Source organism: Streptomyces sp. NPDC058051 (genome assembly GCF_042885475.1).
Classification (GTDB): domain Bacteria; phylum Actinomycetota; class Actinomycetes; order Streptomycetales; family Streptomycetaceae; genus Streptomyces.
The window spans coordinates 31293-57253 of record NZ_JBHVRW010000035.1 but is presented as its reverse complement, the minus strand read 5'-3'; the positions used below and the strand labels follow the sequence as shown (position 1 = coordinate 57253).

The window sequence follows — 25961 nt, the reverse complement described above, 5'->3', positions numbered from 1 at the left end:
GGTACCATATCGCTGCGCGATATGCAAGCGAACTGCCCCGCTGCGCGGGGCAGTTGCGCAACCCGCTCCGCGGGTTGCGAACCTCAGGGCTGCGCCCTGAGGTTGGGCGCGGTTCGCGTTGCTCACCGCGCCCGGCAAGCCGGGCCAACTCCCTCCGCTGCGCTCCAGGAGTTGAGGGGAGCCGGCCGCTGCGCTGGCCGGTGGGCCCCGCTGCGCGAGGGGCCGGCTGGCGTGATGTCAAGTGCAGGTAATTCAGCTTCCTGTAAGGAAGTTGACGGGTGCTTCGCATCCGTCTGAGGGTGTGTCCGCTGCGCTCCCCCACCCCGGGTCCTTCCGGCTGCGCCTCCAGGACCTGAAGCCCGCTACGCGGGCTTGGCTGGCTACAAGGGGTGGGGGTCGCTCGTTCGTGTCGGAGTTTCAGTGTAGCGGGTGCATCAGGTTGATGCCGCATGTACCAGCATGTACCGTTGGCAGAAATACGGGACGCCCCCAACCACCCGGGAGCCTCCCCGGAATTCCGAGAGGAACGGCCATAGATGACCGGCCACCGCGAATCTACCGGACCCGATCCCGCGCTGAGCAGCGATTCTGTGCACCGGGTGAGCCAGTATCAGACGGCGGGCGTCAACACCCGGTTGAGGCTGTTCGCGCTCCTGGCCGCCCAGGGCGTGCCTGCGAGTGAGGCGGACGACCTGGTGGCCGCACTGGAGACCGGAGCGGTCGCCGGGGCGCAGAGCGAGGTAGTCGAGCTGGACGGCATGGCGCCGGCCTCTCGGGGCGAGGTGTTCGCGGACGGCTGGGACGAGGGCGTGACGGCCGTGAGCGAGGCCCTGGTGGGCATCGCTGACCGTGACTGGTCACGGCGCGGCGGCCGGTCGGGCGGGGCCGCTGAACTGGCCTTACACATCGCGGACGTGAGGCAGCGTGAGCGGGCCGACCTGGTGCGGCTGGAGAGGTTCGTCCGGGAGAGCGTGCTGCCGCGCACGCACCCGCACACCACGGCGCGGCGCCGGGTGCTGGAAGCGCTGGGCGAGGCCGGCGGTCTGTGCACGGCCCGGACGCGGAACGCGGACGGGGACGAAGTGGTCTGCACGCTCGATGCCGGGCACTACGACGTGGACGACAAGCCGCCCTTCAAGGATGGAAAGCCGGGCGGCTGGCATAAGGCGGATGCGTCGATCTGGAACGACTTGGGCGCGGCCTGCATTCCGCACGCGGCCATCTGAAAGACCACAGGAATTCAGGCATCGGGGAGGCAAGGAAATGTCAGCGATTCAGCTCAAGAAACACCAGGTAGATCAGCGCTCCGCGTTTCGTAAGTGGGTGGGATTCCCTGCAAGGTCATCTGTGCCCCCGCAGGGTGCCCGGGGCACGATCGTGTCAGCGACCGGCTCGGGCAAGACGATCACGGCCGCCGCGTGCGCGCTGGAGTCGTTCGCGGACGGCCGGATCCTCGTGACCGTGCCGACCCTGGACCTGCTCGCGCAGACCGCCCAGGCGTGGCGCCTGGTGGGCCACACCGCGCCGATGGTCGCGGTGTGCTCGTTGGAGAACGACGCGGTCCTCAACTCGCTGGGGGTGCGGACCACCACCAACCCGATCCAGCTCGCCCTGTGGGCGGGGTCCGGGCCGGTCGTCGTGTTCGCCACGTACGCCTCCCTGGTGGACCGCGAGGACATCGACGCACCCGAGGGCCAGCGCAAGGTTCGCGGGCCGCTGGAGACCGCTCTGGCGGGCGGAGAGCGCCTGTACGGACAGCAGATGGCAGGCTTCGACCTCGCGATCGTGGATGAGGCCCACGGCACCGCCGGTGATCTTGGGAGGCCGTGGGCGGCGATCCACGACAACGCCCGGATTCCGGCGGACTTCCGGCTCTACCTGACCGCGACCCCGCGCATCCTCGCAGCGGCCCGGCCGCAGAAGGGCAAGGACGGCCAGGAACTCGAACTGGCCTCGATGGGCCAGGACTCGGAAACCTACGGAAAGTGGCTGGCCGAACTCGGGCTGAGCGAGGCGATCGAGCGCGAAATTCTCGCCGGATTCGAGATCGACGTCCTCGAGATCCGCGACCCCTCCCCCGTTCTCGGGCTGTCCGAGGAGGCGCTGCGCGGCCGGCGCCTGGCGCTGCTACAGACCGCGCTGCTGGAGCACGCGGCCGCGCACAACCTGCGCACCGTCATGACGTTCCACCAGCGGGTGGAAGAAGCGCAGGCGTTCGCGGAGAAGCTCCCAGAGACCGCCGCGGAGCTGTACGCCACCGAGATGTCGACTGAGGAGCTGGCGGAGACAGACAAGAAGGTCAAGAAGCTGCCCGCGTCGTCGATCGGCGCGGAGCCCTACGAACTCGAGGCCGGCCGCCACGTACCCCCGGACCGCGTGTGGTCGGCGTGGCTGTGCGGCGACCACCTCGTGTCCGAGCGGCGCGAGGTCTTGCGGCAGTTCGCCAACGGCATCGACGCCAACAACCGGCGCGTGCACCGGGCCTTCCTCGCAAGCTGCCGCGTGCTCGGGGAGGGCGTCGACATCACCGGCGAGCGCGGAGTCGAAGCCGTCTGCTTCGCCGACACCCGCGGCTCCCAGGTCGAGATCGTCCAGAACATCGGCCGGGCGCTCCGGCTCAACAAGGACGGCAGCACAAAGGTGGCCAGGATCATCGTGCCGGTGTTCCTGGAGCCCGGCGAGGACCCGACCGACATGGTCGCCAGCGCCAGCTTCCGCCCTCTTGTAGCCGTACTCCAGGGCCTCCGCAGTCATGACGAACGACTCGTCGAGCAGCTCGCCTCCCGCGCACTGACCAGCGGGAAGCGCAAGGTTCACGTCCGGCGCGACGAGGACGGGCAGATCGTCGGGGCCGGCGGCGAGGGCGACGGCGAGGACGGGGAGCAGGACGGCACCCAGGCCGCCGCCGAAGCGGCGCTGCTCCACTTCTCCTCCCCCAGGGACGCGGCGACCATCGCAGCGTTCCTGCGCACCCGGGTTTACCGGCCGGAGTCGCTCGTGTGGCTGGAGGGCTATCAGGCCCTGCTGCGCTGGCGTGCGGAGAACGAGATCACCGGCCTCTACGCCGTTCCCTATGACGTTGAGGTGGAAGTGGGGGTCACGAAGGCTTTTCCGCTTGGCCGCTGGGTCCACCAGCAGAGGAAGGGGCTGCGGGCCGGGGAGCTCGAAGAGCGGCGCAAGGTCCTGCTGGACGCGCCGGAGGCCGGGATGGTCTGGGAGCCGGGCGAGGAGGCGTGGGAGAACAAGCTCGCCGCGCTCCGCTCGTACCGGCGGGCCACGGGGCACCTCGCGCCGCGTCAGGACGCGGTGTGGGGCGAAGGCAAGGCGATGGTCCCGGTCGGGCAGCACATGGCCAACCTCCGGCGCAAGGGCGGTCTGGGCAAGGACGCGGATCGGGCGGCGGAGCGCGCGCAGCAGCTGACCGCGGTCGACCCGGACTGGGACTGCCCGTGGCCGCTCGACTGGCAACGCCACTACAAGGTGCTCGCCGACCTGGTCGACGCCGACGGCGTCCTGCCGACCATCGAGCCGGGCGTGCTGTTCGAGGGCGACGACCTGGGCAAGTGGCTCGCGCGGCAGCGGGAGGCGCACACCTGGGCGCGGCTGTCGACCGAGCAGCAGGAACGGCTGTCGAAGCTGGGTGTGCAGCCCGCTGAGACCCCGTCTCCCGCCCCGGCAGCTGCTCGTGCGATGAATCGCCCGAGCAAGGCACAGGCGGCGTTTCAGCGGGGTCTGGCCGCCCTCACGCAGTGGGTGGAACGGGAAGGCGTGGACCGGCCAGTGCCGAGGGGGCACAGCGAAGAAATCGCGGTCGACTGCGAGGCGGAGCCGGTGGTCGTGAAGCTGGGCGTATGGATTTCGAACACGAAATCGAGGAGGGAGAAGCTCGCCCAGGAGCAGCGGGACGCACTACGGAAGCTGGGCGTCGAGTGGGCATGAGTTCCGGCGGAGGGTTGCCTGCCGTGTGCCGGGAGGCAACCCTCTACGGCGTGGGGTGATCCAGAGACCGCTAAGGCACCATGCCTGGGTGGACATAGACATTGCGAGGAGCAGCTCAAGCGGTTCGGCGCCGGGCTCGGACCGTCATATTGGCTTGGTGAGGTTCGGGCTGGGCCGGTAGTGGGCGACTCCTGCGTAGGACATCCCCAGTGAGGTGGTAAGGATCTTGGCGTCGAGTTCATCGGCGAGGGTGAGCAGGCGAGTAGAGCGCAGGATGCGGGGCTGGAGGCCGGTAGGAGCGAGGGTGTCGCGGATGTGAGCGGCGCCGGCGGGGCCGTGGTGGGTGCGGGTGAGCCGGGTGACGAGCAGGTGGGGGTTGTCCGAGCTGAGTTGGTGTCGGTGTTCTTGGCAGCGTTGGAGTGCGGTCCAGGTCGCGTCGTCGAGCGGGATGGCCAGGGCTCTGCCGGGGAAGTGGACGCTGTGGTGATGGGGGTTGATCCCGGTGTCAGTGAGCTGGCGCAGCTCGGTAATGGTTGCTGCGTGGAGCAGGGCGGCGAGGCCGATGAATGCCTCGTGCGGGTGGATGTCGTGGTGGGTGGTCCACCGCTGGTACAGGGTGCGCTGTTGGGTCAGGGTGAGGGTGGGGCCGTGAAACCCCCTGTGTTGTACGGCAGTTATGGGGTCGGTCGGGTTGTGGAGGATGACTTTGGCGCGGTGGGCGTACGCGAAGAACTGACGCAGTCCAGCGAGTCGGGATGCGCGGAGGGCCGGGTTGAGGGCCAGGAAGGATTCCAGGTGGGCGGTGGTGACACTGGCCCAGTTCGTGTGGCCCTCGGTGTGGAGGTGGAGGGCCAGGTCGCGGACGGCTGCGAGTCGGATCTCGATGGTTTTCAGCTGGTTGGGCCGTAGCCCCAGGTGTTCGGCTTGCTCGCGCTGGAGCAGGAGGAAGGCGGCGAACTTCTCGGCCTGGGAGCGCAGAGGGGCGGGTGTGGACTCGATGCGGCGGGCTCGGCGCGTTGTTGCTCGTCTGTCGGCGAGGCGTGGGGGCGGATCGAGGTGGCCGTGGGTGCGGAAGAAGTCGGTGAGCGCTCCGACGAGTTCGGGGGCATCGCTTTTGGCGCGGGCGAGGAGGCTGCGGGGGTCGCAGGACTCGGCGTGGAGGAGCAGGCGCGCGGTGGTGGCGATGAGGTCGGCCGCGTAGATCGGGTGTCGGTGCGCTGCGAGGTGTGCGGCGAGGTCGCTCCACCAGGAGGGCGGGTCGGGCATGCGCTTGGCCCAGCCGGCCGCGCGGGTCAGGACGGTGTGGGGTGAATGCTCGTAGCAGCGCTTGCAGAGGCTTTTGGCCCACTGGCCGCTGGTTCCGCATTGCTCGCAGTGGGCCGGGGGCGGGGCGGCAGCGGGGTCGGTACAGGCTCGGCAGTGCTGGGTCGCCGCGTCGAGGGCACGTCGGCGTCCGCAGTGCTGGCAGGGGCCCCGAGCTCGTTCTCCAGCGGATCGGCGTCGGCATGCCGCGCACAGGTCCTGGGCGCAGCGCCGTGGTGCGCCGCAGAGGGTGCAGTTGCGTGAGCACCAGGGGCAGCGGCCGGTGTCGGGGTGCAGCCAGCGCAGTCGGTGGCAGGCCGGGCAGTTGTCTTTGACACGAGAGGGTGTGGCACGGGTGGGCGTGGGCGGGTCCGTCGCGGGGTGTGCGGGGCGGGGTGCGGTCACAGCGGTGGCAGGGATCGGTGGCTGGGCACGGGCTGCTGTCGAGGTGGTGGGGTGGTGCGTGGTGTAGGTGGTGGGGGTATGGCGGGCTCGCCGACGGTAAGCAGGTCGCCTGGGGTGCATTCCAGGGCGGCGCACAGGGCGGCCAGGGTGGAGAGCTTCACCTGGGAGGGCTGTTTGGTGAACAGGGCGGACACCGATGCCGCAGACAGCTCGAGGCCGGCCCGCTCGGCGAGCAGGCGGCGCAGTTCGGTGCCGGTCCAGATACCGCGCTGTGCCGCGGTCATCCGAAGTCTCCACTCCACCTGCGATGGCGGGGTCACGGACTCGACGGCGTGCAGAGGGGGTGGTGTGGTCATGGGTGTCCTGCCCTGGGGTCAGCCGGCCAGGCTAGTGACGGCGGTCGACGTGGCGCGGCGCCAGGCATCTTCGACGAAGGTGAGCGAGGGCCGTACGTAGGCCATCGTCGAGGCGATGTGCCAGTGACCGAGGAGCTGCTGGACGGTGAGCAGGTCCATGCCCTTCTCGTAGTGGTGGGTCGCGCAGGCCCGGCGCAGATCGTGCGGGGTGAACCGGTCGTCTGCGGGGCGGCCTTCCAGGTCCAGGAGGTGGGAGAGGCGGTCGCGTACGGTGTCCGGCTTCAGCGGCCGGCCGTGGGCGTCGCAGAACAGCGGGTCGGTGTCGGGAAAGAAGGGGCGTACGTCTCCCAGGTACCAGGCGAGGATCTGGTCCAGTCCGTCGAGCATGGGTGCCCATCTCGGGCGAGGTCCCGAGGTTTTGGCTGCCTTGCCGAATCGGACGTGGAGCTTGCCTGTCGGGCCGAGTGCGGGATGGACGTCGCATTGGTCGAAGCGAATGGCTTCGCTCACTCTGGGAGCGGAGTGGTAGAGGGTGCGCAGCAGTGCGTAGTCCCTTGCCGCGGCCGGGTAGTCGGACGTGGTGGTCAGGCGCTGACGGGCGAAGGCGAAGAACGCGGTGAGGCGCTCGGCGGTGGGCGGCAGGGTGCGCGGGGTGTCGTCGAAGACATGGCGCAGCCGGTTGAACCGGTCCAGCGGGTTGGCCACCGGGGTGCCGTACAGAGCGCGGACCTCGGTGGCATAGCGGTCCTGGACGAAGCCGTGGAACGTGCGCAGCATCTGCAGGTACTGGCGCCTGGTCCCCGCGGCCCGGCCCGCACGCAGCAGATCCCGGAGCATCGCGTCCACGTCCGCCGGCTCGATCTGCCATACCGGCCGGTCGAAATAGTTCAACACCCGTTCCAGTAGGGATGTGTAGCAGCCGATCGTCGTGGCGGCAAAGCCCCGTACCACCCATGTCGAGGCGAACGCCTGCGTGCAGCGGGCCTGGAATGCCCACGCATCCGGCGCCTGACTGGCATCGGGCGCCGGATCGGCAAGCCCGCCCTCGATCAGCCGGAGAAACCGCTCCTCCATACCCCACCGCCATCTCGCAACGACCCTTACTTTTAAGGCGGCACCTGAACCATGCGCGTGCCACCGAAGCCATCAACGAGACACCTGAAGAAAAGCAACCCCTGCCTTACGCACAACCCCGTAACCCACACCACGGCACGGGCAGGCGCTGTGCCTCATCGATCACGAGCACCCGCGCCTCGCCCAGAGCCCCCGCGACTGCGGCATCGGCGAGCGCCGAGGTGTGCGGGAAGCGGCCCGGCAGTCCCAGAGCGTCGAACACCGCCCGCCTGATGCCGGCCCACCGACGGCCGCACCGGCACCGGCACCCACGTCACTTTCCAGCCCGCGGGCACCTCGCTGAGCGCCATCCCAACGGCCGCGGTCTTGCCCCGACCCGGGTCGCCGAACACACACCGCGCCCTCGGCCGCCATCGCCTGCCCGATCGCCTCGGCCACCGCCCCACAGACGACGTCCGTACCAACCGCGCCCCCACCAGCACTGCAGGCGCCGCTGCTGGCTTGGAGCGCGGCAGCCGGAACGCAGCCTCCTGCGCCACGTCACCCTGACGCGGCGAGGCCAGCGCAAGGTCAGCCAGCGCCTGCCGCGTCAGCTCCTCTTCCCGCTCGCGGCGCACCACCGCACGGTCCGGCAAGACCCTGCCGGCCTCAAGATCCCGGTGCACCACCCGGTACAACGACGCGCGCGAGGGCACCTCTCCCCCGGCAGCTGTCAGGTGCCGGTGCAGCACCGCCACGTTCCCGCCCGCCTGCGCCAGCACCTCCCACACATGGTCGGACAACTCCAGTCGGGCCCGCGGCCTGCGCTCCATACGGCCCTCCGTCCGCGCCGCCTCCAGCCACCGCCACACCGTCCGCACGTTCACCCCACCGGCCTGGGCACCCGCACGCACATGCGCCGACGTCAACGCCCCAGCCGCATCGAGCTCCAGCAGCCGCGCCACCAGCACCGGCCTGAACACCCGCAACCCCGACGCGACCTCAACCCACGCACCTGGCTCCCCCACCCCGCACCCTTCCGCCCGCGCAAGACCGACACGGATCACCGTGCAGCCGCGCAGCCCTCGGAGGGATCAGAAGTGCCGTTTCCGAGACAGCGGGACAGAACGGGGTGTACCGGCCCATGACAGCTACACCCGCCCCAGGTACCACCCCGTGACAGCGACGAGGCCCTCGCTCAAGGACCGACCAGCGACAACGCACCAACCTGACGCACCGTCACTGACACCGCCCCACTGACACCAAACCGGCACATCGCACACGGAGCGTTGTACGAAGGCTTGAACCGCGGCCGGATCGACGTCGACCGGCTGCGGACGGTGCTGGCCGGCCTGCCGCTGCCGCAGTTCGACGGCGGGCGCCTGGTCCTGGCGGTCGGTGTGTCACCGTGGCTTCGCTCGGACGCGCCGTGCTCGGCGGAACGCCTGTTCTGCCACGTCTACGGCCGGGCGAAGACGGCGTCGCAGTTCATTGCGGGCTGGCCCTACTCCTTCGTGGCCGTGCTGGAGTCGGGCGCCACGTCATGGACCGCGATCCTGGACGCGGTCCGGCTCGGCCCGGCGGACGACGCGACCGCGGTCACCGTCGGCCAGCTGCGGGGTGTCGTCGAGCGGCTCATCGCCGCTGGCCAGTGGCAGGCCGGGAACCCGCATATCGTGAGCGACGCCAGCCATGACGTCACCCGCCTGGCCTGGGTCCTCCGTGACCTGCCCGTCGAGCTGGTCGGCCGGGTCCGCTCCGACCGCGTGATGCGCTTGCCGAAGCCACCGCGGATGCACGGCGTCAACGGCCGACCGCCCAAGCACGGCCCGGAATTCGGAGACCTGGCCCGAGCCAGCGATCACCACAGTCACCGACACCGCCAACTACGGCAAGGCCGAAGCCCAGGCGTGGGACCGGGTCCATCCTCGGCTCACGCACCGTTCCTCATGGCTCGACCATGATGGCGAACTGCCCCTGGTCGAGGGGACGTTGATGCGTTTGAAGGTCGAGCATCTGTCGAAGGACCGGGATGCCCCGCCGGTGTGGTTGTGGTACTCGAAGACCGGCGCCGCCCCGGACGATGTGGACCGCTTCTGGCAGGCGTTTCACCGCCGCTTCGATCTGGAGCACACCTTCCGCTTCGCGAAGCAGACCCTGGGCTGGACCACACCGAAACTCCGCACCCCTGAGGCGGCGGACCGCTGGACCTGGATCCTGATCGTCGCTCACACCCGGCTCCGCCTGGCCCGGCCCCTCGCCGCGGACCTCCGCCGGCCGTGGGAGAAACCGAGCACCTCCGACCGGCTCACCCCGGCCCGGGTCCGCCGCGGGTTCAGGAACATCCGCGCCCACCTCGCCTGCCCGACCCGTGTTCCCAAACCCCGGGGAGCCAGCCCCGGACGGCCACCCGGCGCCAAGAACGAGCACCGGGCACCCCGCTACGACGTCGGGCAACACCGTCAAACGCCCCGAGACCCGCAAGGCCATCCGGCAAGCCCGGTAGATCTTGGTAGATAAAGAACAAGCTCAGCACGAACCTGCGATCCACTGCTGGTTCCCGCCGTCGGCCGAGGGCAGGCCTACGGGCCTACGGGCCTACGAGCCTGTTGGTGCTGCTGGTGACGAGGATGGGAAGCCGGCCGGCGTCGGCACAGCCCTTCGCTCGGCTGTTTCGGCGTGGCCCGGGCGTCGTGCAGCAAGGTGGCCCCGGGACCGGTGGCCGTGTATGGCCTCCTCGCACCAGGCAGCGAAGGCGGGGTCGCACAGCCGGTCGCGGAATCGGCCGACTCCGATCCAGCGCAGTACGGCCCCGGCCCGGTCCAGACGGAAGTAGGTCTCGCCCGGCCCGGTGGTGCCGGCTTCCGGTTCGCCGGGCGGTTCGGGCGACCATCCCAGGGCGGTGACGGTGTCCATGGAGCGAAGGCTCCCGAGGACTCCCGGCATGCTACGGGTCTGCCTGGTCAGGTCGAGGTGCTCCACCTGCACCGGTCCGGTGTCGTCCGTAGCGTTCAGGGACGTGGTGAGGTCCCCGCCGATCTGTCCGGCGCGGCCCAGGACGATCTTCTCCTGCATCAGAACCCTGGCGCTGCCGTGCAGCCGGATCCGGGTGTCGCGGTGGGTGGCGATCCCGTCCGAGACCACGAAGGGCTTGCCCGCCCAGGTCAGGACCGCTTCGTCGCCCACGATGGCGTCAATCGTCCACGATGACGGTGCATCGCCCTCGTACGCGACCGTGCCGGTCGTCTCCACGACGTCGAGCCAGGCACCGGGAGCGACGTCCACCTCGATACGGACGTCGTCGCCGGACAGCAGCAGCGCCTGGGTGGCGAGCAGCCCCACCCGGGCGCCGTGGGCGTCCTGCTCCATGATCCGCGCCGTCAGATGCCCGGTCGTGCGGTGGACGCGGCTGCGGCTGCCCGTGCGGACGACGCTCAGGCGGGTCGGTCCGGTCACGCGCTCTGCCCTGCATGCGCCGGATCCTGGCCGTGCAGGTGGGGTTCCTCGCCGTCCTGGCCGGCATGGAAGTGCGGGGCCATGGGGCCCGGGTCGACCGGGGTGTGCTCGCCGGTGCGGTAGTGCGCGAGGGCGTCGCGGACCCAGTCGGTCAGCATCCGGATGGACGATCCGTCGTGCCGGGACAGCGCGACCACCGGGGAACCCCGACGGGCTTCGCGCCCTTCGCGCGTCATGCGCTCGACGTCCACGCCCACGTGTTCGCCCAGGTCGGTCTTGTTGATCACGAGCAGGTCGGCGCGGGCGATGCCGGGACCGCCCTTGCGGACGACGTCACCGCCGCCGGCGACATCCAGGACGAACAGCTGGGCGTCCACCAGGGCCGGGGAGAAGGTCGCGGTGAGGTTGTCGCCGCCGGACTCGATGATGACCAGGTCCAGCGGGCCGAAGTCGGCCTCCATGTCCTCGGCCGCCAGCAGGTTGGCCGTCACGTCGTCGCGGATCGCCGTGTGGGGGCACGCGCCCGTCTCCACCGGGCGGATTCGTTCGGGGTCCAGAACACCGGCGCTCTTGAGGAAGCGCGCGTCCTCGTCGGTGTAGATGTCGTTCGTGATGACGCCCAGGCGCAGTTCGTCGGAGAGCGCCCGGCACAACGTCGCGATGAGCGAGCTCTTGCCGGTGCCGACGGGACCGGCAACGCCCAGGCGCATGGCACGGGTGGGGGAAATGGCGTTCTCAGGCACTGAAGAGCCTCTCTGATGTGGTGTCGTGGGTCTCGGCCCAGCGCTCGATGAGGGGAGCGCCATGGGCGGGGATCTGTTCGGGGAGGTGGAGACGGGCGACCTCGGCAGCCATCTCGTCGATCTCGGGAAGGAGTTGGTTCACCCACGCGGCGATGAGCAGCGGGTCCTGCGGTTCGAGTTTGAGCAGGGCCGCCGTCACGGTCTGGGCGTCGTCGTACCCGACCAGGCGGGCCAGGTCGGTCGGGTCCATCCCGGCGCGGTGGGCGAGCAGACCGAGCACGACGGGACGCGACCAGGTGCGTGCGCGAGCGTCGACGGGGCCGGGCCAGAGCGTCTGCAGGACGCGGAGGTACCCACGTCCCAGACGCCGGCCGTTGGCCCTCAACGCCTGGCTGGGGGTCCGCGCGGCCCAGGCGTCCTCGACATCGGCCAGGTCGCCGCCGCTCCCCGCGACCGCGCGGGCGACGACGGCGGTGCCCGCCTCCACGCGGGTGACGGTGCGAAGGCGGGTACGCAGATACGCGGGTACCTGGGCCGACGCCGTGCCGGCCCGCAGCGCCGGTTCCAGACCGGCGGACTGCGTGTGCCCCCCGGACGGGAGCCGGGCATCGCCCAGCAGGGCGAGCAGGAGCGGAGAGGTGCTCACCGGGGCCTCAGAACAGCAGGTATCGCTGGGCGAGCGGCAGGCTCTTCGGCGGATGTGGCTGGTCGAGGTACCAGAAACCGTTTCGGCTCTGGTGCCTGGTGAGGCTGTGCCCTTCCGACGGGTCGACTCCCGGGATTTCCACCGCAATCTTGAACGTGGCCGGGTCGATGTCGATGCCGAACAGCCCGTCGTTGAAGATCATGTCCGCCTTCTCGACGTCCTTGACGGGCTTCGCGCCCTTCAGCTCACGCCGCAGGCCGAGAGTTTCCTCCAACGAGTCCTTGAACACGCCCTTGTCCCTCACCGTGCTGTACGGGTCGGTGCCGGAGGGCGGGTTGAGCACCTTCTCGGAGACGAACGAGTAGGACAGCCGACAGGCGATCGCGGCAGCCATCGCGGGCCGCAGGAAGGTCGGCTGCGGGGTCGACACCGAGCCGTTGGGATCACCCAGGTTGCCGATCACCATGGCACCGGCCTTGATGACCATCTCGGGCCGTACGGCGAAGAACCGCGGATCCCACAGCACGAGGTCTGCGAGTTTGCCCTCCTTCACGGAACCGACGTACTCGTCGATGCCGTGGGCGACGGCGGGGTTGATGGTGTACTTGGCCACGTAGCGCAGCGCACGGGCGTTGTCACCCTGCCCATGACCGGCCCTGTAGAAGAAGTTCGCGTCCTTGAAGGTCTTGTGGCTCCACTCCTTCATGACGTGGGCGACCTGCCAGGTGCGGGTGACGACCTCGCCGATACGACCCATGGCCTGGGCGTCGGAGGAGGTGATGGACATCGCCCCCATGTCGTGCAGCACGTCCTCGGCAAACATGGTCGTGGAACGGATACGGGAGTCGGCGAACGCCTGGTCGTTCTTGTTGCTGAGATCGAGGTGGTGGGCGGAGGCCAGCATGTCGATGTGCTCGGCCACCGTGTTCACGGTGTACGGGAGCGTCGGGTTCGTCGAGGCGGGCAGGACGTTCCGCTCGGCAGCCACCTTCAGGATGTCGGGGGCGTGCCCACCGCCGGCGCCCTCGGCGTGGAAGACGTGGACCCCGCGCCCATCGATGGCGCCGAGGGTGGTCTCGACGAAGCCCGCCTCGTTGAGGGAGTCGGCGTGCAGGGTGACCTGCAGCCCCCACTCCTCCCCGGCCCTCAGCGCGGCGTCCAGCGCTGCCGGAGTGGCACCCCAGTCCTCGTGGATCTTGTAACCGCCGGCGCCCGCGAGCGCCTGCTCGTCCAGGCCGTCCTTGCTGACAGTGTTGCCCTTGCCCAGCAGCATCACGTTGACCGGCAGGTCGTCGAAGCTGCGGTGCAGGTTCACCAGGTGCTGCGGGCCGGGCGTCACGGTGGTCGCCTTGGACCCTTCGGAGGGGCCCACGCCGCCGCCGATCAGCGTGGTGGTCCCGGTGGACAGCGCTTCCATGACAGCCGAGGGGGAGATGTAGTGCACATGGGTGTCGACGGCACCCGCGGTGAGGATCTTGCCCTCGCCGGAGATCACGTCCGTGGAAGGACCGATCTCCAGGCCCGGGGTGACCCCGTCCATGACGTCGCTGTTGCCGGCCTTGCCGACCGCGACGACCTTGCCGCCCCTGATCCCGACGTCGGCACGCACGATGGAATTGCCGTTCCCCCGCTCCAGAGCGGGGGCGACGTCCAGAATGATCACGTTGGTGATCACGGTGTCGGGGACGTTTTGCACACTCGTGGCCGTCCCCTGCAGCATCGACTCGCGGATGGTCTTGCCGCCGCCGAAGATCGCCTCGTCACCACCGAACGTCAGGTCCTCGGTGACCTCGATCCAGAGGTTGGTGTCGCCCAGGCGGACCTGGTCGCCCACGGTCGGGCCGTAGGACTTCGCGTACTGCTCGCGGGTGATGTTCGCCATTGCATTCCTTCAGCTGGGTGTACGAGGGCCCTGTCAGCCGAGAGCGACGTCGTCAGCCGGCTTGTCCTTGCGCAGGCCCGGCACCTGCCGCCTCCCGCCGATCGGCACGACCTCGATCGCCTCGCTGGGCGCGTTCTCGGGGCTGAACCGCATCGAGTCCCCCGGAGCGATGTCCAGGCGGCACCCCCAAGGGGCCTGCCCCGGCGTCTTCGACCGGTCGTACGCCAGCTCCCGGGCCGCAACGATCTGCTCGAACCGCAGCCGGCGAGGATCGGTCAGAACGGCCTCCGCCTCGATGGCGGTATCCAGGTCGGTGAAGAACAGCAGATCCTCATTGACATCGGCCAGATGGAAGTGCGAACCGATCTGGATGTCGCGGTCACCGACATTGACCACATAGACAACGGCCTTGTCGCTTTGCGAGTTGAGCACATGCACCGCGGCCGGATCCCTGACCCACACTCCTCCCACCTTGTACCGGGAGAAGTCATGAGACCGGCCCGGGTCCAGGGACGAGGGCGGTACGGGTTCCGGCTCCTGACAGAGATGGGCCGAGTAGCAGGGGCACGCACCCGGACACGTGACCGGCGTGGTCACCGGAGGCTTCGGGGCCAGCGGCTGGAAATAGGGCATGGGATGCGACCTCAGCGGATAGGAGCGGGCAGCGGGGCGGCCTTCGGCGCACGGATCGGGTCATAGAGGGTGACGAGCTTGCGCCCGTCGGGGAAGGTCGCCTCGACCTGGAGGATGTCAAGCATCTCGCGCACGCCCTCCATGACGTCGTCGGTCGTCAGGACGCTCTCGCCCCGGCCCTGGGTGTCACCCTTCCGCTGCTCCAGGGGAACGTCGGCATCGCTCATCATCTGGTCGACGGTGTAGTTGCCCGCCCGCGCTTCCTCGATGACCCAACAACTGATGTAGGCCACCGCCTCGGGGTAGTTGAGCTTGATGCCGCGTTCCTTGCGATAGCTGGCCAGCATCCCGGCCACGCTCAGCAGCAGCTTCTCCTGCTCTGAGGGAATCAGGTGCATCCGTGCTCCTCTACGGTGGTGAGAGTGCCCTGGCCCCAAGAGGGACAGCGGCACCATGCGTCCCCGGCCCACGCCCGACCGACCGACCGGGCCCATCCATCGGGCTCGGCAGGTACGTCCGGTCGGCACATCCCCGCGAACAGGCGCCGCCCCTTCGACAAGCACCCTGCGGCGCTGAGCACCGCCGCGTCCCTGGCAGTCGCCACCTGGACGAGCAGGTGCATCTGCGCGTGTGGACTACGCCTGTGGTTTCCCGGATTCAGCGACGAACATGAGTCGGCAGCGCGATGCGGCTCCACCGGTTCATCAGCCGAACCATCCCGCGCCGCAGACGATCATCACGCCACAAGCCAGCACGCTGCCGCATAACCGCACAGTCACCCCCGAACGGATGCCGATGAGATCATTTGACCGAATCTGTCGCCCATCGCAACGGAAATCGTGCCGACGAATGCTGTCACGCAGCCGATGTCAACCGATGGATGGATTCGGCCCTGAACCGCAGTGGCTCGTCGACGAAAGTGACGGCGCCGCGCATGTGTCTCATGAGACACAACAAAGTCTGGAGAACGACGGACACAGAACCGTGCTGCGCCGTACCGACGACACCGTCGTGCTGTACGCCCGGTCCGGGAGGCTCGTCACCCAGCACTGGATGGACCTGGCCGGGGCCGACATGGAACTGTGGCCGGGCACGGTTCTGGACGGGGAGGCGGTGATCTGGCGGGACGGCGGGCTGGACTTCGCCGCGGCACAGTCCCGGGCCGCGTCCTCCATCACCCGGGCCCGAACCCTGGCAGCCCTGCACCCAGCCTCATACCCCTGCTGGGATGTCCTGCAGCATCCCGATCCGGCGATCGGGGATCATCGGTCGCGTCCAGGCACGGCGCGGCAACCGGGATTCGTGGTGTGTTCACGGCGGTTCTCCTTCCGGCAGACGCCCTGCGCCGACCCGAAGGGTGGCGGGGCGTCAAGTCTGTTGACGGGTGGCGTCGAACCCGTGGTGCAGGTAGACGGTCATGCCCTGGTTCAGGGCGCGGGAGCACGCGTGCAGGCGGCGGGCCATGTGCGGGACCAGGAGGGTGTCCCACTGGTCGGGGATCGCCAGTTGCCATGCGGTGAGCTCGTCGGTGTTGAGGTGAATACGTGCCCGGGCCTGGCTCTCGGTGATCGGGCCGCCGTCGAACAGGTAGTTCGCCAGCGGGGGGCGGCCGTCGGCTTGCTCAGGTACCCAGTCCACAGCCAGCAGCCGGCCCGGCGTGAGGTCGATGCCGAACTCTTCCTTGACCTCACGCCGGACCGTCTGCAGCGGGTCTTCTCCCATGTCCAGTCCGCCGCCGGGGATCTCCCAGGTGTCGGTGCGGTAGGACGGCTGGACCAGGAGAATGCGCCCGTCGGCATCGTGGAAGATCGCTCCGGCTCCCGCGATGTGCTTGGGCAGGGAGGCGTAGTACTGGGCAGGAGGAAGATGCGCTGTGCTCATGAGGCGGGACGCCAACCGCACCGCCCGCACGGTCCGGGGCGCATCCCTGACCTGACACAGAACAGTTACAAACCGGTGCGATTCTCGCTCCAAGGGCGGGGCCTGACCCTCGGCGGCCATTTCGTCGCACTCGCGCCGGTAGACACGTCGGCAGGCGGTGCAGTGCAACTCCTCGGCCGGGGTGACGGGGCCGCGGTCCGGCTCCCGGCACGGGCCGCCGAGCCGGGCCAAGACGTGCGGCGGGGCGTCGGCGGCCCACTCCGCGATCGCGGCCAATGACTTCGCTCCGGCCAGGACCACACACGCGACCAGGGACATGACGAAGGCGAGCGGGTGGCGCCGGCCCTGGTCCCGGCGAGGGTCGGGCACCTGAGCCAGGCAGGTCAGCAGGCTGGGGAGACCACCGAGGACGGCCGGTGCGACGTCGGTGAGTTGACCCAGAGAGCCCGGGATGAGCGGGCAGGCATGGCCTTCCGTCATGATGATCAGGGACTCGACACCTCGTGATCACCGGGAGCCGTGCCTGCCTCCGCGCCAGCCCCGACGAACACCTCGCGGTCCTGGTCCCGTTCCCCTGAAGCCCCACCAACCCGGATGCACTACCTAAACGGCGCAGTCCTGACTTTTACTCCGTTCAGAAGGTCCGGAAAATCCCTTCGGGAGCATCGTTGGCCCATGCCGCAAACTCCTCGAAGCCCAGGTTGCCGATACTCAGGTTCGCGTAGACCTCGTGAACCCCTGCGGGGATGGTGCGGAACTCGCGGCCGAACTCCGTCAGTTGCTCGTAGTCCTCATCGTCCACGCAGTCCTCCTGCGTCAGCGTGGTGACCGCCAACAGCGGGTGGTGTTCGGCCTGCATGCTCACCCGGTCGGCAAGGAAGACGACGGACAGGTCCTCATCAGCACTGACCGCGGTCAGTACCTCGTCGGCAGTCGCCCCCTCCCAGGCCGGATCGTTGATGAAGTGGACGTGCGCCTCGTACTGCCTGTCTCCCCAGGGCTCCATCAGCGCCGCCGCCACGTCCTGCCACGCTTGGTCGTCGCGGTAGTCGGTCCTGACGACCAAGGCATCGAACTTATCGCGGCGGGTTACAACGGGCAACGTTCCCATGAATCCTTCTTCTCGGTGACGATCGGTGAGCCATGCCGAGACTGTCTCATGGACCGTCTGTCACGTCCCATGGGACCGGCGTTCCACCTGGATGCTGACGCGCAACCTGGCCACAGGTGCCCTCCGCCTGAGCGGACACACCAGCAGTACCGCCGACCTCCGCCACCATGCCCGCGACGTCAACCAGGCCCTGGCCACCTCGGCATCACGTGATCAAACCGGACAGACTCACTGAACGACGCCGCCCCGGCCGGCCCCTGGCAGCAGGAATGCCGTCGGCGAGGTGTTCGTACTGGCGGGTGCCTACCGCTCGGGGTCGACCGTTCCACGTCGGTGAACTCCGCCACGATCTGCTGGAGTTTCCGATCGAAATTTCTGTAACTCGTGAGCCTCACAAGTTGCCTTGGATAGCTCAAGTCACATAAGGCATTCCCTGCCCCAATGCGCCGTTGCGGCCCCTTCGGTGCGCCCTCTACCTTGGGGAATTACACCTGGGGGGGCTATGGCGACGGATGATCCGCATGAGCTGTACCGGACAAGTTTCGCCGCGTTTGGCTTGAAAGAAGCAGACCTCAGGGCCGCCAGGACGCTTCAGAGGATCGGCTGGCTGATCCTGCTGGGCTCTTTGGCTTTAACGGGAATCCTCGGATATACCGTCGCCCTCGGATTCTGGAGAGCAAACGACGGGATCACTCGATGGCTTTCCCTGATCATCGTCAACCTCTTATGGATCGCGTGCGCAATCTGGTTGTACAAGAACCATAAGACATTGGCTACCAAGACAAGCGCGTTCCGGGAGGCGCTGCAGGCTCGTCAGTCCGCAGCCGCGCAGCTCCCTCTCGATACCACCTCGGGCCTGCGTATCTACCGGGAAGCCTCTCTCGATGTCATCACTGCTTACCGGGCCCAGGCGAGTCGCAATAGGCGTGTACATAACGCGTTCCAGCTACTCATCATCACCGGGTCGATCACCGTGTCCACCCTCACGGCGATGAACGAGGGATCCAATTCGTCCTTATCGATCGCCACCTCGTCCCTGAGTGCACTGGTCGGCATCTCTGCCGGTGTCACCGGGTACTTCAAATTCCGGGAGCGCGGTACTACTTCTCAGGCTACAGCGGACGATATCGAGAAGAACTACAACGCCAGCGGGTTCCAGCTCGATGACTACGAGGGGCTTAACGAGACCGATCGACTCATCCGCTACGCCGGGAAGGTCGAGAGCATCAAAGAAGAACAGCGGAAACGTGAAATCCAGCTGGAGCAGAGCACCTCACGCGACGAGCGCTCGGCGTAATGAGCGGCCGCAAGGAAAACCGCCGCGATCGGAAGCCGTCGCTGGTGACGGTCCGTTGGCTGCTGGCACCGCGCTGGCAACGGCGGGCCCGTCGGCTGCAGTCCGACCACGGGCCCACCCTGTCCTACGAGGTCGCCTGGTGCCTGGTCGCGCTCGCCGCGGACGTCGACAACCTGCGCTACGTACGAGGGCGCACCCTCCCCGCGCCCGACGCGCCCCCCGGGGTGGTGATCGATGTGTGGACGCAGCTCCCCCCGCAGGAACAGCAACGGCGGCGTGCCTGGTTGACCCGCCATCGTCGGACACCCCTGCACCTGCTGGGCGTTCCGGAGGAACTGATCGAGCTTGCAGGCCTGCACGTCACCGAGTGGGCGCTGCCACCGGACGTGCCGTCGATCTCGCTGGTGGTCCAGCAACGTTCCCGGCCCCGGAGTAGCGACTGACCAAGGGGCCGCGCTCTGCCTCTGGCGTGAAGCCCTCCGTCGGATGCGAAAGGCTCTGTCCCCGGGAGCTGCAAGACACTGTTGGCGAATTCAGTTCGCGGGATGCTTCACCGGGAGACGGATAGTCCGTCTCCATGGGCTCGGGTGAGGGGGCCGAGGGCATCGGCGTGGATCTGCCAGGTGCGGCATGAGTTCGGGGACGGTGAACATGCCGCGGGTGGCCATCAGCTCGCGCAGGCGCCACCGGTAGGTGATCTGGCGGGACATCACGAAGTCCTTCCCGGCCGCATCGCGGCCTCAACGGTGGCGTCCAGGGCCCGGCGCAGGGTGCGGGTGCGGTAGTCGGAGGAGACGCAGGTGTAGATCGCGGTGGTGGAGGCGTGCTCATGGCCGACCTGCTGCTGGATTATCTTGAGCTTCATTGCTGGGCGGGCCGATGGCCTGGACGTTTGCGTCGTGGTGGCTGTGCAGGACGCATCGGGTACCGACATATAGCTCTCTTTCGACGGGTGGGGATCGTTACCGTCCCGGGATGGGTGATGCCGGGATCAGAAGTGGGTTTCGAGGCCGAATGCCTGCCGCAGCTGGGCCATGTCGTGACGGTCACGGTCCGTCGGTTCGTAGCCTTGATGGAAGTAGACCTGTTGCTGTGCTGACAGGCAGGGCACTACGGACCCCTGGATCGTGCCGGTGACGAAACATGCGGCGGGATAGTCGAAGTCTTCTCCAGGTTCCAACGAGGCCTGGACCGCGGAGCCGTCGTGCGTGAAGACCAACGGATGCAGATCAATCTCGTATCCGTCCCCGTCCGCGACCACGAACCGCACAGGTCGCCAGTCGAGCGTTTCGACGTAACCGACCTCGGCAAGTGCCGCGATGACGGCAGGTTCCTGCTCGCGCCGGTGCATCAGATCCAGGTCTCGATGCGGGCGGGTCTGGGCACCGACGAGAGCGTCGATGCCCCAACCACCTCCCACCCAGACTTCGACGCCGGCTTGTTGCAGCACAGCCAGAACGGCTGACACATCCGTGCCCGTCATCATCGGATTATTGCTCCCTCTCTCGAATGGGTCGCGACGGTCTCGAAGGTGACCGGTTCGCCCGCGGCGTCGAGAGTGCGGAGTGCCTGGACGGCCTTGGCACGGGTGTACTCGCTGCACTGTCGGGCCGCATCGACGATGTGCTGGTTGTTGTCAGCTCGCATCAGCGGTCGCCTCCGGCAGGCCATACCTCCGCCGCGATCTTTGTCACGGTCGAAGTGTCAGTGGGATGTCGCGGGCCCGGCACCCCTGCGGCACCGTCTCCGCTCGAACTGCTGAACCCACTCCGAACCGGTTGCACCCGACCCCCTCCAGTGGCTAGAGCAGGCGGGGCGTCCGCCGTTCCGGAACCGGTCGATTCCGGAACGACCGCCGTTCGCGGCGCCGAGGTCGCTGGAGGCGTCCCGGAACCGCGAGCGTCCGACAGGAAGCGGGACGGGAATTCGGGATGGCCGCCGGGAGACGAGCGGCAGGGAGGGAAACGCGTGAACGACGACCTGGACGAGCTCACCCTCGCCGAGCTGATCGAGCGCGAGCCGTGCCCGCGGTGCGGGGCGCCGCCCGGGTCGGTGTGCCGGGCGAACTCCGGCGTCGTCGCCGTCGACTACCACACTGGCCGCTACGGCAAGATCCCCGCGCTCAAGTCCGGACCCCCGATCCGTATCCCCGCCGCGCGAGGCCCTGGCCGCACCTGGCAGCCCGGACCCGAACCCGACCTCGATGCCGGACTCCTCGCGCGGGCCGGCGACCGCATCGGCTACGCCCGTGTCTCCAGCAAGGGCCAGGACCTCGCCGGGCAGGTCCGCCTCCTGAAGAAGGCTGGCTGCGTGCGGATCTACGTCGAGAAGATCGGCACCCGGGAGAAGATCCGCCCCGAGTACAACGCCACCCTCGCCGACCTGCGCCCGGCCGACACCCTCACCGTCACGATGCTCGATCGCCTCGGCCGCAACATGGTTGAGCTCATCACCTCCGCACAGGGCCTCGCCGAACGCGACCACCGCCTGGAAATCCTCAGCGGCCCGCTGTCCGGCACGTACGATCCGCAAGGCTCCGGGAAGGTGCTGTTCGTGGTGTTCGCTGCCATGGCCGAGGTCGAGCGGGAGTTCATCCACGAACGAGCTCTGATCGGCCTGGACACCGCCGCCGCTGACGGCAACCATGGCGGCCTGCTTCGCCGCCTGCTCCTGGACCGCCTGCCGTACCTGCGCTTGGCACTGCGCCTGGCGGGCCTTGGACTCTTCGTGCTCGCGGGCGTCGGCGGCCTCACGGCGCGGGTTGCCGATCGCCTCCAGGAGCGGCTCCATGTGGTCGCGGCCGAAGCGGACGAACACGGCGCCGGCCGGTCCGTGCTCGCGAAGATTGTTCAGCCCGACCGCGATGATCGGGATCTTCCGGTCGTAGAGATGGTGGCCGCCGCGCTGCCGCTCCCCCTGCCACAGCTGACGGGTCAGCTCTTGCAGGCGCGGGACGGTGCAGTTGGGGTTGGGGTTGCGCTCGCCGATGCGGTTGAACACCAGCAGCACGGGCGGATGCGGCGCATCGCCGTACCGGCCCTCGGGGGCCGTCCAGCGCGTACGCCACATCGGGCGCTCCTTGCCGTCGGTGTCCTTCGCGTTGCGCCGGAAGAAGCGGGCGTACTTCTCCAGCTTGGCGGCGAGTTCCTCGGCGGTCTCGTGGCAGTTGTCGACCTCGATGAACAGCAGCGGCACCTGGTCCTGCGGGGCGGTGAGTACGAGGTCGGCCCGGGCGCCGCCCTTGCCGGGTGCGGTCCAGGTGCCGGTGGCGGGCAGCGGGACCTCGGTCCAGTACGAGGTGATGGTGCCGATGCCGTTCCGGAGCGTCGACGGCGGCCTGGGCGGCGGCCTGGACGTCGGGCGGGTCGTCGGCGAGCTTGGCCATGTTCGGCTTCGGGCGCAGGAGCGCGATGACGCTCTCGTTGACGGCCATCGGGTGGGAGGCGCCGCTGGAGCCCGCGCCGCGCGCGGTGGAGCCCATCCTCCGTGACCGGGCGCCGCATCTCGTAGGAGGCGGCCTCCAGGCCCTTGAGGGTGAGGTTCCGCAGGAAGTCGCCCGTCTCGGTGGAGCCGCCGTTCTCGGACAGGCCGTGCTTGCGCATGTCGGAGAGCGCGCCGGTGTGTAGGAACAGCGAAAGCCATGACAGCCAGCAAGCAACCTGCTAGCCACACCACAACATCCGTTTGGTCACCCCATGACAGCGACCACAGCCCCGTCCTGCACCCGCTTCCAGGACATCCACTCCGCGATTCCGCTGACGCCCACCCGCTGCCACCCCACCACCCACTCACAAGAAGGCCAACTCATGATCGTGGTACGACCTCTACGGGTACGGCTGCCGGGACGCCGTTCGAATGTGCTGGAACTCAGTCCTCGTCCGCATCGCGCCGCCAGGGCCAGGCGGCCGCGACGACCACGCCCGAGCCCAGCAGGCCGTAGCCGGTGAGATACAGGCCAATCTTGTAGTAATTGGAGCGCTGCTGGCCCTGATAGTTGAGCTGCTGACTGACAGTGCGGGTGCCGTAGGAGAGGCGGGACAAGAACGAGTAGACATCGCAGACATCGTCCTTCGCCATCGGGCCACTCAGCTCCTCGCTCTCGTCGCTCTCGTCGTTCGAGATTATCCCGTTGCACTCGGCGTCGCTGGGCACCCCCGCGCCCCGCGCTATCAGGAACAGGCCGACGACGAGCGGCACAATGAACAAGGTGAGAAGTGCTCCGCGAAACTTCATCCGGAGACCCTAGTCAGCCCAGCCGGTGTCCACGACGTGCCACCGATCGCGGAGCCAAGCTGGGTGCGTGGGTTCCAGATCGAAACGACCGCGACAACCGGGCACACCAGGGCTGGCGGACTGTTCTGTTCCCTGACGCCGCGTCCGGGGAGCTCCAGCTCCTCATGCTCCTGGCTGGACGAGCAATGACGGCGCGGATCGTGGGCCGCCCCGCAGTGAAGACCGAAACGAGCCGCAGTTCCGCGCAGGTGTGCCTCAGCCAGCCTCCTCCCGCCAATGAACACCCGCAAGGTCAGCGCATGACCCGGCCCCGCAGAATTACTCGCTTCGGTCGTCCAAGAACATCTGGCTCCGCAGCAGGATCCTGGTCATACGCAACGAGATCGGCGGGCGCTCCATCAATCAGGCCCGGCAGCCCGAGCCAGTCCCGTGCTGTCCATGAGGCAGCCCCGAGCGCTTCCTCTGCTGGCATCCCCGCCCGCACCAGCCACTGAGACTCAGTGGCAACGGTGCCACACGGGAAGGTGTCCGTCCCGGCGAGGACCGTGACGCCCGCTTCGTGTGCCAGACGCACATTGTCGATCAGGCCTTGCCAGCCGAGGAGCCAGTTCGAGCGCCGTGCGCTGGATTCGCGGCCCTGCCAAATCTCTGCACTCTCGGCGAACGCCGAGAGTGTCGGTATGTACGCGGTGCCCTATCGCTAGGACTCCGGACCCATGTATTGGGTTTGGCTTCCGAGCCGGAGCCTCAGCTGTTGGCCAGGGTGCGGTCGAGGAGAGGGAGCAGGCGGTCCCAGTGGCGCTGCAGCGCGACGGGGTTGAAGGCGTCGGTGTCGGACATGGTGAAGCCGTGGATGGTGCCGGGGTAGATCTCGGAGGTGTAGCCGACTCCCGCGGCGTCCAGGGCCTGGTTGAGCTCACCGAGGGCCTCGGGCGTCATGTCGCCTTCGGCGTGGCCGAGATGGACCTGGGCGGTGAGCTTGGAGAAGAGGTCGGGTCCGTCGACGCCCACGGGGCCGTGGAATGCGGCGAGGGCGGCCACTTGGCCGGGGTGGGCCGCGGCGGTACGCATCGCCAGGAGGCCGCCTATGCAGTAGCCGGTCACCGCGACCGGTCCGGCGCCGACCTCGGGCTGGGTGGTGAGGAAGCTGAGGTAGGCGTCGGCGTCGCTCAGGACACGTTCGGTGGTGTGCGCCTCGATCAAGGGCATCAGCTGGGCGAAGACCGCGGGCCGGACCTCTTCTCCGATGTGCTCGGGAAGTGCGATCACCGGTGCCGGGCCGTGCCGGTAGAAGAGGTTGGGGACGAGCACGTAGTACCCGTGCCCGGCCAGTTCGCTGGCCATCTCCCGCAGCACGGGCCGGATGCCGAAGCCGTCCGCGTACATCAGCACCCCTGGGTGCCGCCCGCCGCAGTCGGGGAAGGCTGCGAAAGCGTCGGCCTGGCCGTCCGCGGTGGGGATGTGCAGCGTCTTGATGGGCATAAGTTCTCCTGTCGTGGTTGACGTGTCGAGCTGTGATCAACACGACAGGAGGCGGAGCCCGCGCAGCAGCGCCGGATCCTCGATCCAATAGCGGGCCAGCTCCGGCCCGTACAGCGCTCAGAGGAGCGCCGGGTCACCAATCCGTGTGTGGCGCAATGCCGTCCCGGTAGTCATAGCCGCACAACGTAGCCCACCGCACAGGATCGATGCCAGCCCTCCCAGTCCACAGCGCTGTTCGCGAGAATGATCTCGGTCAGCACCTCGGATCCTGAACCCGGTCAGCGCGCTGCCCGTGACAGCGATACCAATCTTGTGTCTGCTCGGCCCTCACCACACTTCGAAGGCCCTGTTCGAATTCCGAGCTGGGCAAACGCCCGCCAGGGATCGAAAACAGACTCTGAGAGGTCGTTTTCATCTGTGTTGCTTTTCTTTTGTGGTGATTCTCAGGGTGCGGGATTGTGGTGCGGAAGAGATGACAGGTCTGACTGGGGCACGCGGGTCGGACGGGGTGACGACTGAGGCGGGAAGCAGCTTGCGCCTGTCTCATCCCAGGACGCCCGGCTTCGGCGGTCGCGTGCTTGCGGCGCCATCGCTGTGCGCCTGGGCGCACTCGGTGTCCGGCGGTACGCCGGAAGCATGGCGAAGCGACGTCCGTATCCGAGTGATCTGTCCGATGCACGCTGGGAGTTGATCGAGCCGGCCCTGGCCGCCTGGCGTTTCGAGCGCCGTGGCCGGGCCCTGGACTTCGGCCGGCCGCCCGAACACGACCTGCGCGACATCATGGACGCGATCTTGTACGTGGACCGCACCGGAGTCCAGTGGCGCTACCTCCCGCACGACTTCCCGCACTCGAACACGGTCCACGGCTACTTTGCCAAGTGGGCCGACGAGGGTATGTTCACCCAGCTCAACGGCCTGCTCCGGCAACTACTGCGAGAAAACGAAGGCCGGGACGCAGAACCAACGGCTTGCGTGATCGACACCCAGAGCGTCAAGACCTCCACCAGCGTCCACACCTCCAGCCAGGGCATCGACCCAGGCAAGAAGACCGTCGGGCGGAAGCGGAACATCGTCACCGACACGCTCGGCCTTCTCCTCGCGGTGCTGGTCACCGCGGCCAGCGTGCAGGACTCCGTGGCCGGCACCCGTCTGCTCGACCAGGTTGCCGCCGACCACCCCGGCATCCGCAAGGTCTGGGTCGACGGCGGCTACCGCCGGCACCTCGTCGAGCACGCCGCCGCCCTCGGCATCGACATGGAAATCACAGCCCGCAAACCCGGGACCAGGGGCTTCACCCCCATCCCCAAACGGTGGGCGGTCGAGCGGACCTACGGCTGGCATATGCTCCACCGCCGCCCGGCCCGCGACTACGAAACCCTGCCCACCCGCTCCCAGGCCATCATCCACATTACGATGACCGACCTCATGACCCGCCCCCTCACCAGCGAGAACACCATCTCCTGGAGCGACCCGACACCACACGCCGAACAGCAGATTCCGGGATAAAACAACGGGATAAAACGACCTCTGACGGCGCCGACT

General features: G+C 68.3%; 23 protein-coding genes and 3 pseudogenes. 8 read left to right on the top strand and 18 right to left on the bottom strand.

The features are described 5' to 3' along the window. Window positions 1-599 precede the first annotated feature (599 nt). Together ACFVUT_RS34530 and ACFVUT_RS34525 are read left to right on the top strand one after the other, a co-directional pair. Entirely contained in the window at window positions 600-1226 is a 627-nt protein-coding gene (locus ACFVUT_RS34530; RefSeq protein ID WP_389659515.1) for a hypothetical protein, read from the top strand. A 37-nt stretch (window positions 1227-1263) separates the two neighbouring features. Further along, window positions 1264-3939: a Helicase associated domain protein gene (locus ACFVUT_RS34525; protein WP_389659518.1), complete on the top strand. Its 2676-nt coding sequence runs from the start codon at window positions 1264-1266 to the stop codon at window positions 3937-3939. A 144-nt stretch (window positions 3940-4083) separates the two neighbouring features. Here the strand turns inward: ACFVUT_RS34525 and ACFVUT_RS34520 are convergent, their stop codons facing one another. From ACFVUT_RS34520 to ACFVUT_RS34510, 3 genes are all read right to left on the bottom strand, one after another. Further along, window positions 4084-5205, bottom strand: a complete 1122-nt coding sequence (locus tag ACFVUT_RS34520; protein ID WP_389659521.1) for an integrase — start codon at window positions 5203-5205, stop codon at window positions 4084-4086. A gap of 437 nt (window positions 5206-5642) precedes the next feature. Further along, window positions 5643-5930, bottom strand: a complete 288-nt coding sequence (locus ACFVUT_RS34515; RefSeq protein ID WP_389659523.1) for a helix-turn-helix domain-containing protein — start codon at window positions 5928-5930, stop codon at window positions 5643-5645. Window positions 5931-6020: 90 nt separating this feature from the next. Then, on the bottom strand, window positions 6021-7076 hold the full coding sequence (locus ACFVUT_RS34510; protein WP_389659526.1) for a tyrosine-type recombinase/integrase: 1056 nt from the start codon (window positions 7074-7076) through the stop codon (window positions 6021-6023). Between the two features lie 1256 nt (window positions 7077-8332). On the opposite strand from ACFVUT_RS34510, the pseudogene ACFVUT_RS34505 reads away from it, so the two are divergent. Then, a pseudogene (locus tag ACFVUT_RS34505) lies at window positions 8333-9571 on the top strand (NF041680 family putative transposase); the annotation flags it as partial. 82 nt (window positions 9572-9653) lie between these two features. Here the strand turns inward: ACFVUT_RS34505 and ACFVUT_RS34500 are convergent. The 8 genes from ACFVUT_RS34500 to ACFVUT_RS34465 form a co-directional block, all read right to left on the bottom strand. Continuing rightward, window positions 9654-10511 (bottom strand): urease accessory protein UreD, encoded by an 858-nt coding sequence (locus ACFVUT_RS34500; protein WP_389659528.1) that lies wholly within the window; start codon window positions 10509-10511, stop codon window positions 9654-9656. Continuing rightward, window positions 10508-11221 carry an urease accessory protein UreG gene (gene ureG, locus ACFVUT_RS34495; RefSeq protein WP_389659658.1) on the bottom strand — a complete coding sequence of 238 codons (714 nt, stop codon included), beginning with the start codon at window positions 11219-11221 and terminating at the stop codon, window positions 10508-10510. Before ureG ends, ACFVUT_RS34500 begins: the two co-directional genes overlap by 4 nt. 25 nt (window positions 11222-11246) lie before the next feature. After that, window positions 11247-11900 carry an urease accessory protein UreF gene (locus tag ACFVUT_RS34490; protein ID WP_389659531.1) on the bottom strand — a complete coding sequence of 218 codons (654 nt, stop codon included), beginning with the start codon at window positions 11898-11900 and terminating at the stop codon, window positions 11247-11249. Window positions 11901-11907: 7 nt separating this feature from the next. After that, window positions 11908-13782, bottom strand: coding sequence for an urease subunit alpha (ureC, locus tag ACFVUT_RS34485; RefSeq protein WP_389659534.1), 1875 nt, complete (start codon window positions 13780-13782; stop codon window positions 11908-11910). 33 nt (window positions 13783-13815) lie between these two features. After that, entirely contained in the window at window positions 13816-14244 is a 429-nt protein-coding gene (locus ACFVUT_RS34480) for an urease subunit beta (RefSeq protein WP_389659537.1), read from the bottom strand. 182 nt (window positions 14245-14426) lie between these two features. After that, on the bottom strand, window positions 14427-14813 hold the full coding sequence (gene ureA / locus ACFVUT_RS34475; RefSeq protein ID WP_389659540.1) for an urease subunit gamma: 387 nt from the start codon (window positions 14811-14813) through the stop codon (window positions 14427-14429). 970 nt (window positions 14814-15783) lie between these two features. After that, complete coding sequence (locus ACFVUT_RS34470) at window positions 15784-16776, bottom strand: NUDIX domain-containing protein (protein ID WP_389659543.1); 993 nt, start codon at window positions 16774-16776, stop codon at window positions 15784-15786. A gap of 154 nt (window positions 16777-16930) precedes the next feature. Further along, complete coding sequence (locus ACFVUT_RS34465) at window positions 16931-17407, bottom strand: DUF6924 domain-containing protein (protein ID WP_389659546.1); 477 nt, start codon at window positions 17405-17407, stop codon at window positions 16931-16933. A gap of 502 nt (window positions 17408-17909) precedes the next feature. On the opposite strand from ACFVUT_RS34465, the gene ACFVUT_RS34460 reads away from it, so the two are divergent. Both ACFVUT_RS34460 and ACFVUT_RS34455 read left to right on the top strand, forming a co-directional pair. After that, window positions 17910-18704, top strand: a complete 795-nt coding sequence (locus tag ACFVUT_RS34460; RefSeq protein ID WP_389659549.1) for a DUF4231 domain-containing protein — start codon at window positions 17910-17912, stop codon at window positions 18702-18704. Beyond that, entirely contained in the window at window positions 18704-19147 is a 444-nt protein-coding gene (locus tag ACFVUT_RS34455) for a hypothetical protein (RefSeq protein WP_389659552.1), read from the top strand. Before ACFVUT_RS34460 ends, ACFVUT_RS34455 begins: the two co-directional genes overlap by 1 nt. Window positions 19148-19413: 266 nt before the next feature. On the opposite strand, the gene ACFVUT_RS34450 is transcribed toward ACFVUT_RS34455, so the two are convergent. The 3 genes from ACFVUT_RS34450 to ACFVUT_RS34440 all read right to left on the bottom strand — a co-directional run bounded on the left by ACFVUT_RS34450 (window position 19414) and on the right by ACFVUT_RS34440 (window position 20351). Then, entirely contained in the window at window positions 19414-19569 is a 156-nt protein-coding gene (locus ACFVUT_RS34450; protein ID WP_389659555.1) for a hypothetical protein, read from the bottom strand. Window positions 19570-19695: 126 nt separating this feature from the next. Further along, complete coding sequence (locus ACFVUT_RS34445; protein ID WP_389659661.1) at window positions 19696-20187, bottom strand: nucleotidyltransferase domain-containing protein; 492 nt, start codon at window positions 20185-20187, stop codon at window positions 19696-19698. Then, window positions 20187-20351, bottom strand: a complete 165-nt coding sequence (locus tag ACFVUT_RS34440) for a hypothetical protein (RefSeq protein ID WP_389659558.1) — start codon at window positions 20349-20351, stop codon at window positions 20187-20189. Before ACFVUT_RS34440 ends, ACFVUT_RS34445 begins: the two co-directional genes overlap by 1 nt. Here ACFVUT_RS34440 and ACFVUT_RS34435 point away from each other — a divergent pair. Further along, window positions 20328-21287, top strand: a pseudogene (locus ACFVUT_RS34435) (recombinase family protein); the annotation flags it as partial. The gene ACFVUT_RS34440 and the pseudogene ACFVUT_RS34435 overlap by 24 nt on opposite strands. A gap of 573 nt (window positions 21288-21860) precedes the next feature. On the opposite strand, the pseudogene ACFVUT_RS34430 reads toward ACFVUT_RS34435, so the two are convergent. After that, window positions 21861-21980: pseudogene (locus tag ACFVUT_RS34430) on the bottom strand (hypothetical protein); the annotation flags it as partial. Window positions 21981-22114: 134 nt separating this feature from the next. On the opposite strand from ACFVUT_RS34430, the gene ACFVUT_RS34425 reads away from it, so the two are divergent. Further along, window positions 22115-22330, top strand: a complete 216-nt coding sequence (locus ACFVUT_RS34425) for a hypothetical protein (protein WP_389659561.1) — start codon at window positions 22115-22117, stop codon at window positions 22328-22330. Between the two features lie 241 nt (window positions 22331-22571). Here the strand turns inward: ACFVUT_RS34425 and ACFVUT_RS34420 are convergent, their stop codons facing one another. The 3 genes from ACFVUT_RS34420 to ACFVUT_RS34410 all read right to left on the bottom strand — a co-directional run bounded on the left by ACFVUT_RS34420 (window position 22572) and on the right by ACFVUT_RS34410 (window position 24419). After that, a complete protein-coding gene (locus ACFVUT_RS34420) occupies window positions 22572-22937 on the bottom strand; it encodes a hypothetical protein (protein ID WP_389659564.1) in 366 nt (121 codons plus the stop codon). Between the two features lie 292 nt (window positions 22938-23229). Next, window positions 23230-23511: an amidohydrolase family protein gene (locus ACFVUT_RS34415; protein ID WP_389659567.1), complete on the bottom strand. Its 282-nt coding sequence runs from the start codon at window positions 23509-23511 to the stop codon at window positions 23230-23232. A gap of 173 nt (window positions 23512-23684) precedes the next feature. After that, on the bottom strand, window positions 23685-24419 hold the full coding sequence (locus tag ACFVUT_RS34410) for a dienelactone hydrolase family protein (RefSeq protein WP_389659570.1): 735 nt from the start codon (window positions 24417-24419) through the stop codon (window positions 23685-23687). A gap of 636 nt (window positions 24420-25055) precedes the next feature. Between ACFVUT_RS34410 and ACFVUT_RS34405 the strand changes: the two genes are divergently transcribed. After that, window positions 25056-25925 carry an IS5 family transposase gene (locus ACFVUT_RS34405; protein WP_389659573.1) on the top strand — a complete coding sequence of 290 codons (870 nt, stop codon included), beginning with the start codon at window positions 25056-25058 and terminating at the stop codon, window positions 25923-25925. The last annotated feature ends 36 nt before the right edge of the window (window positions 25926-25961 follow it).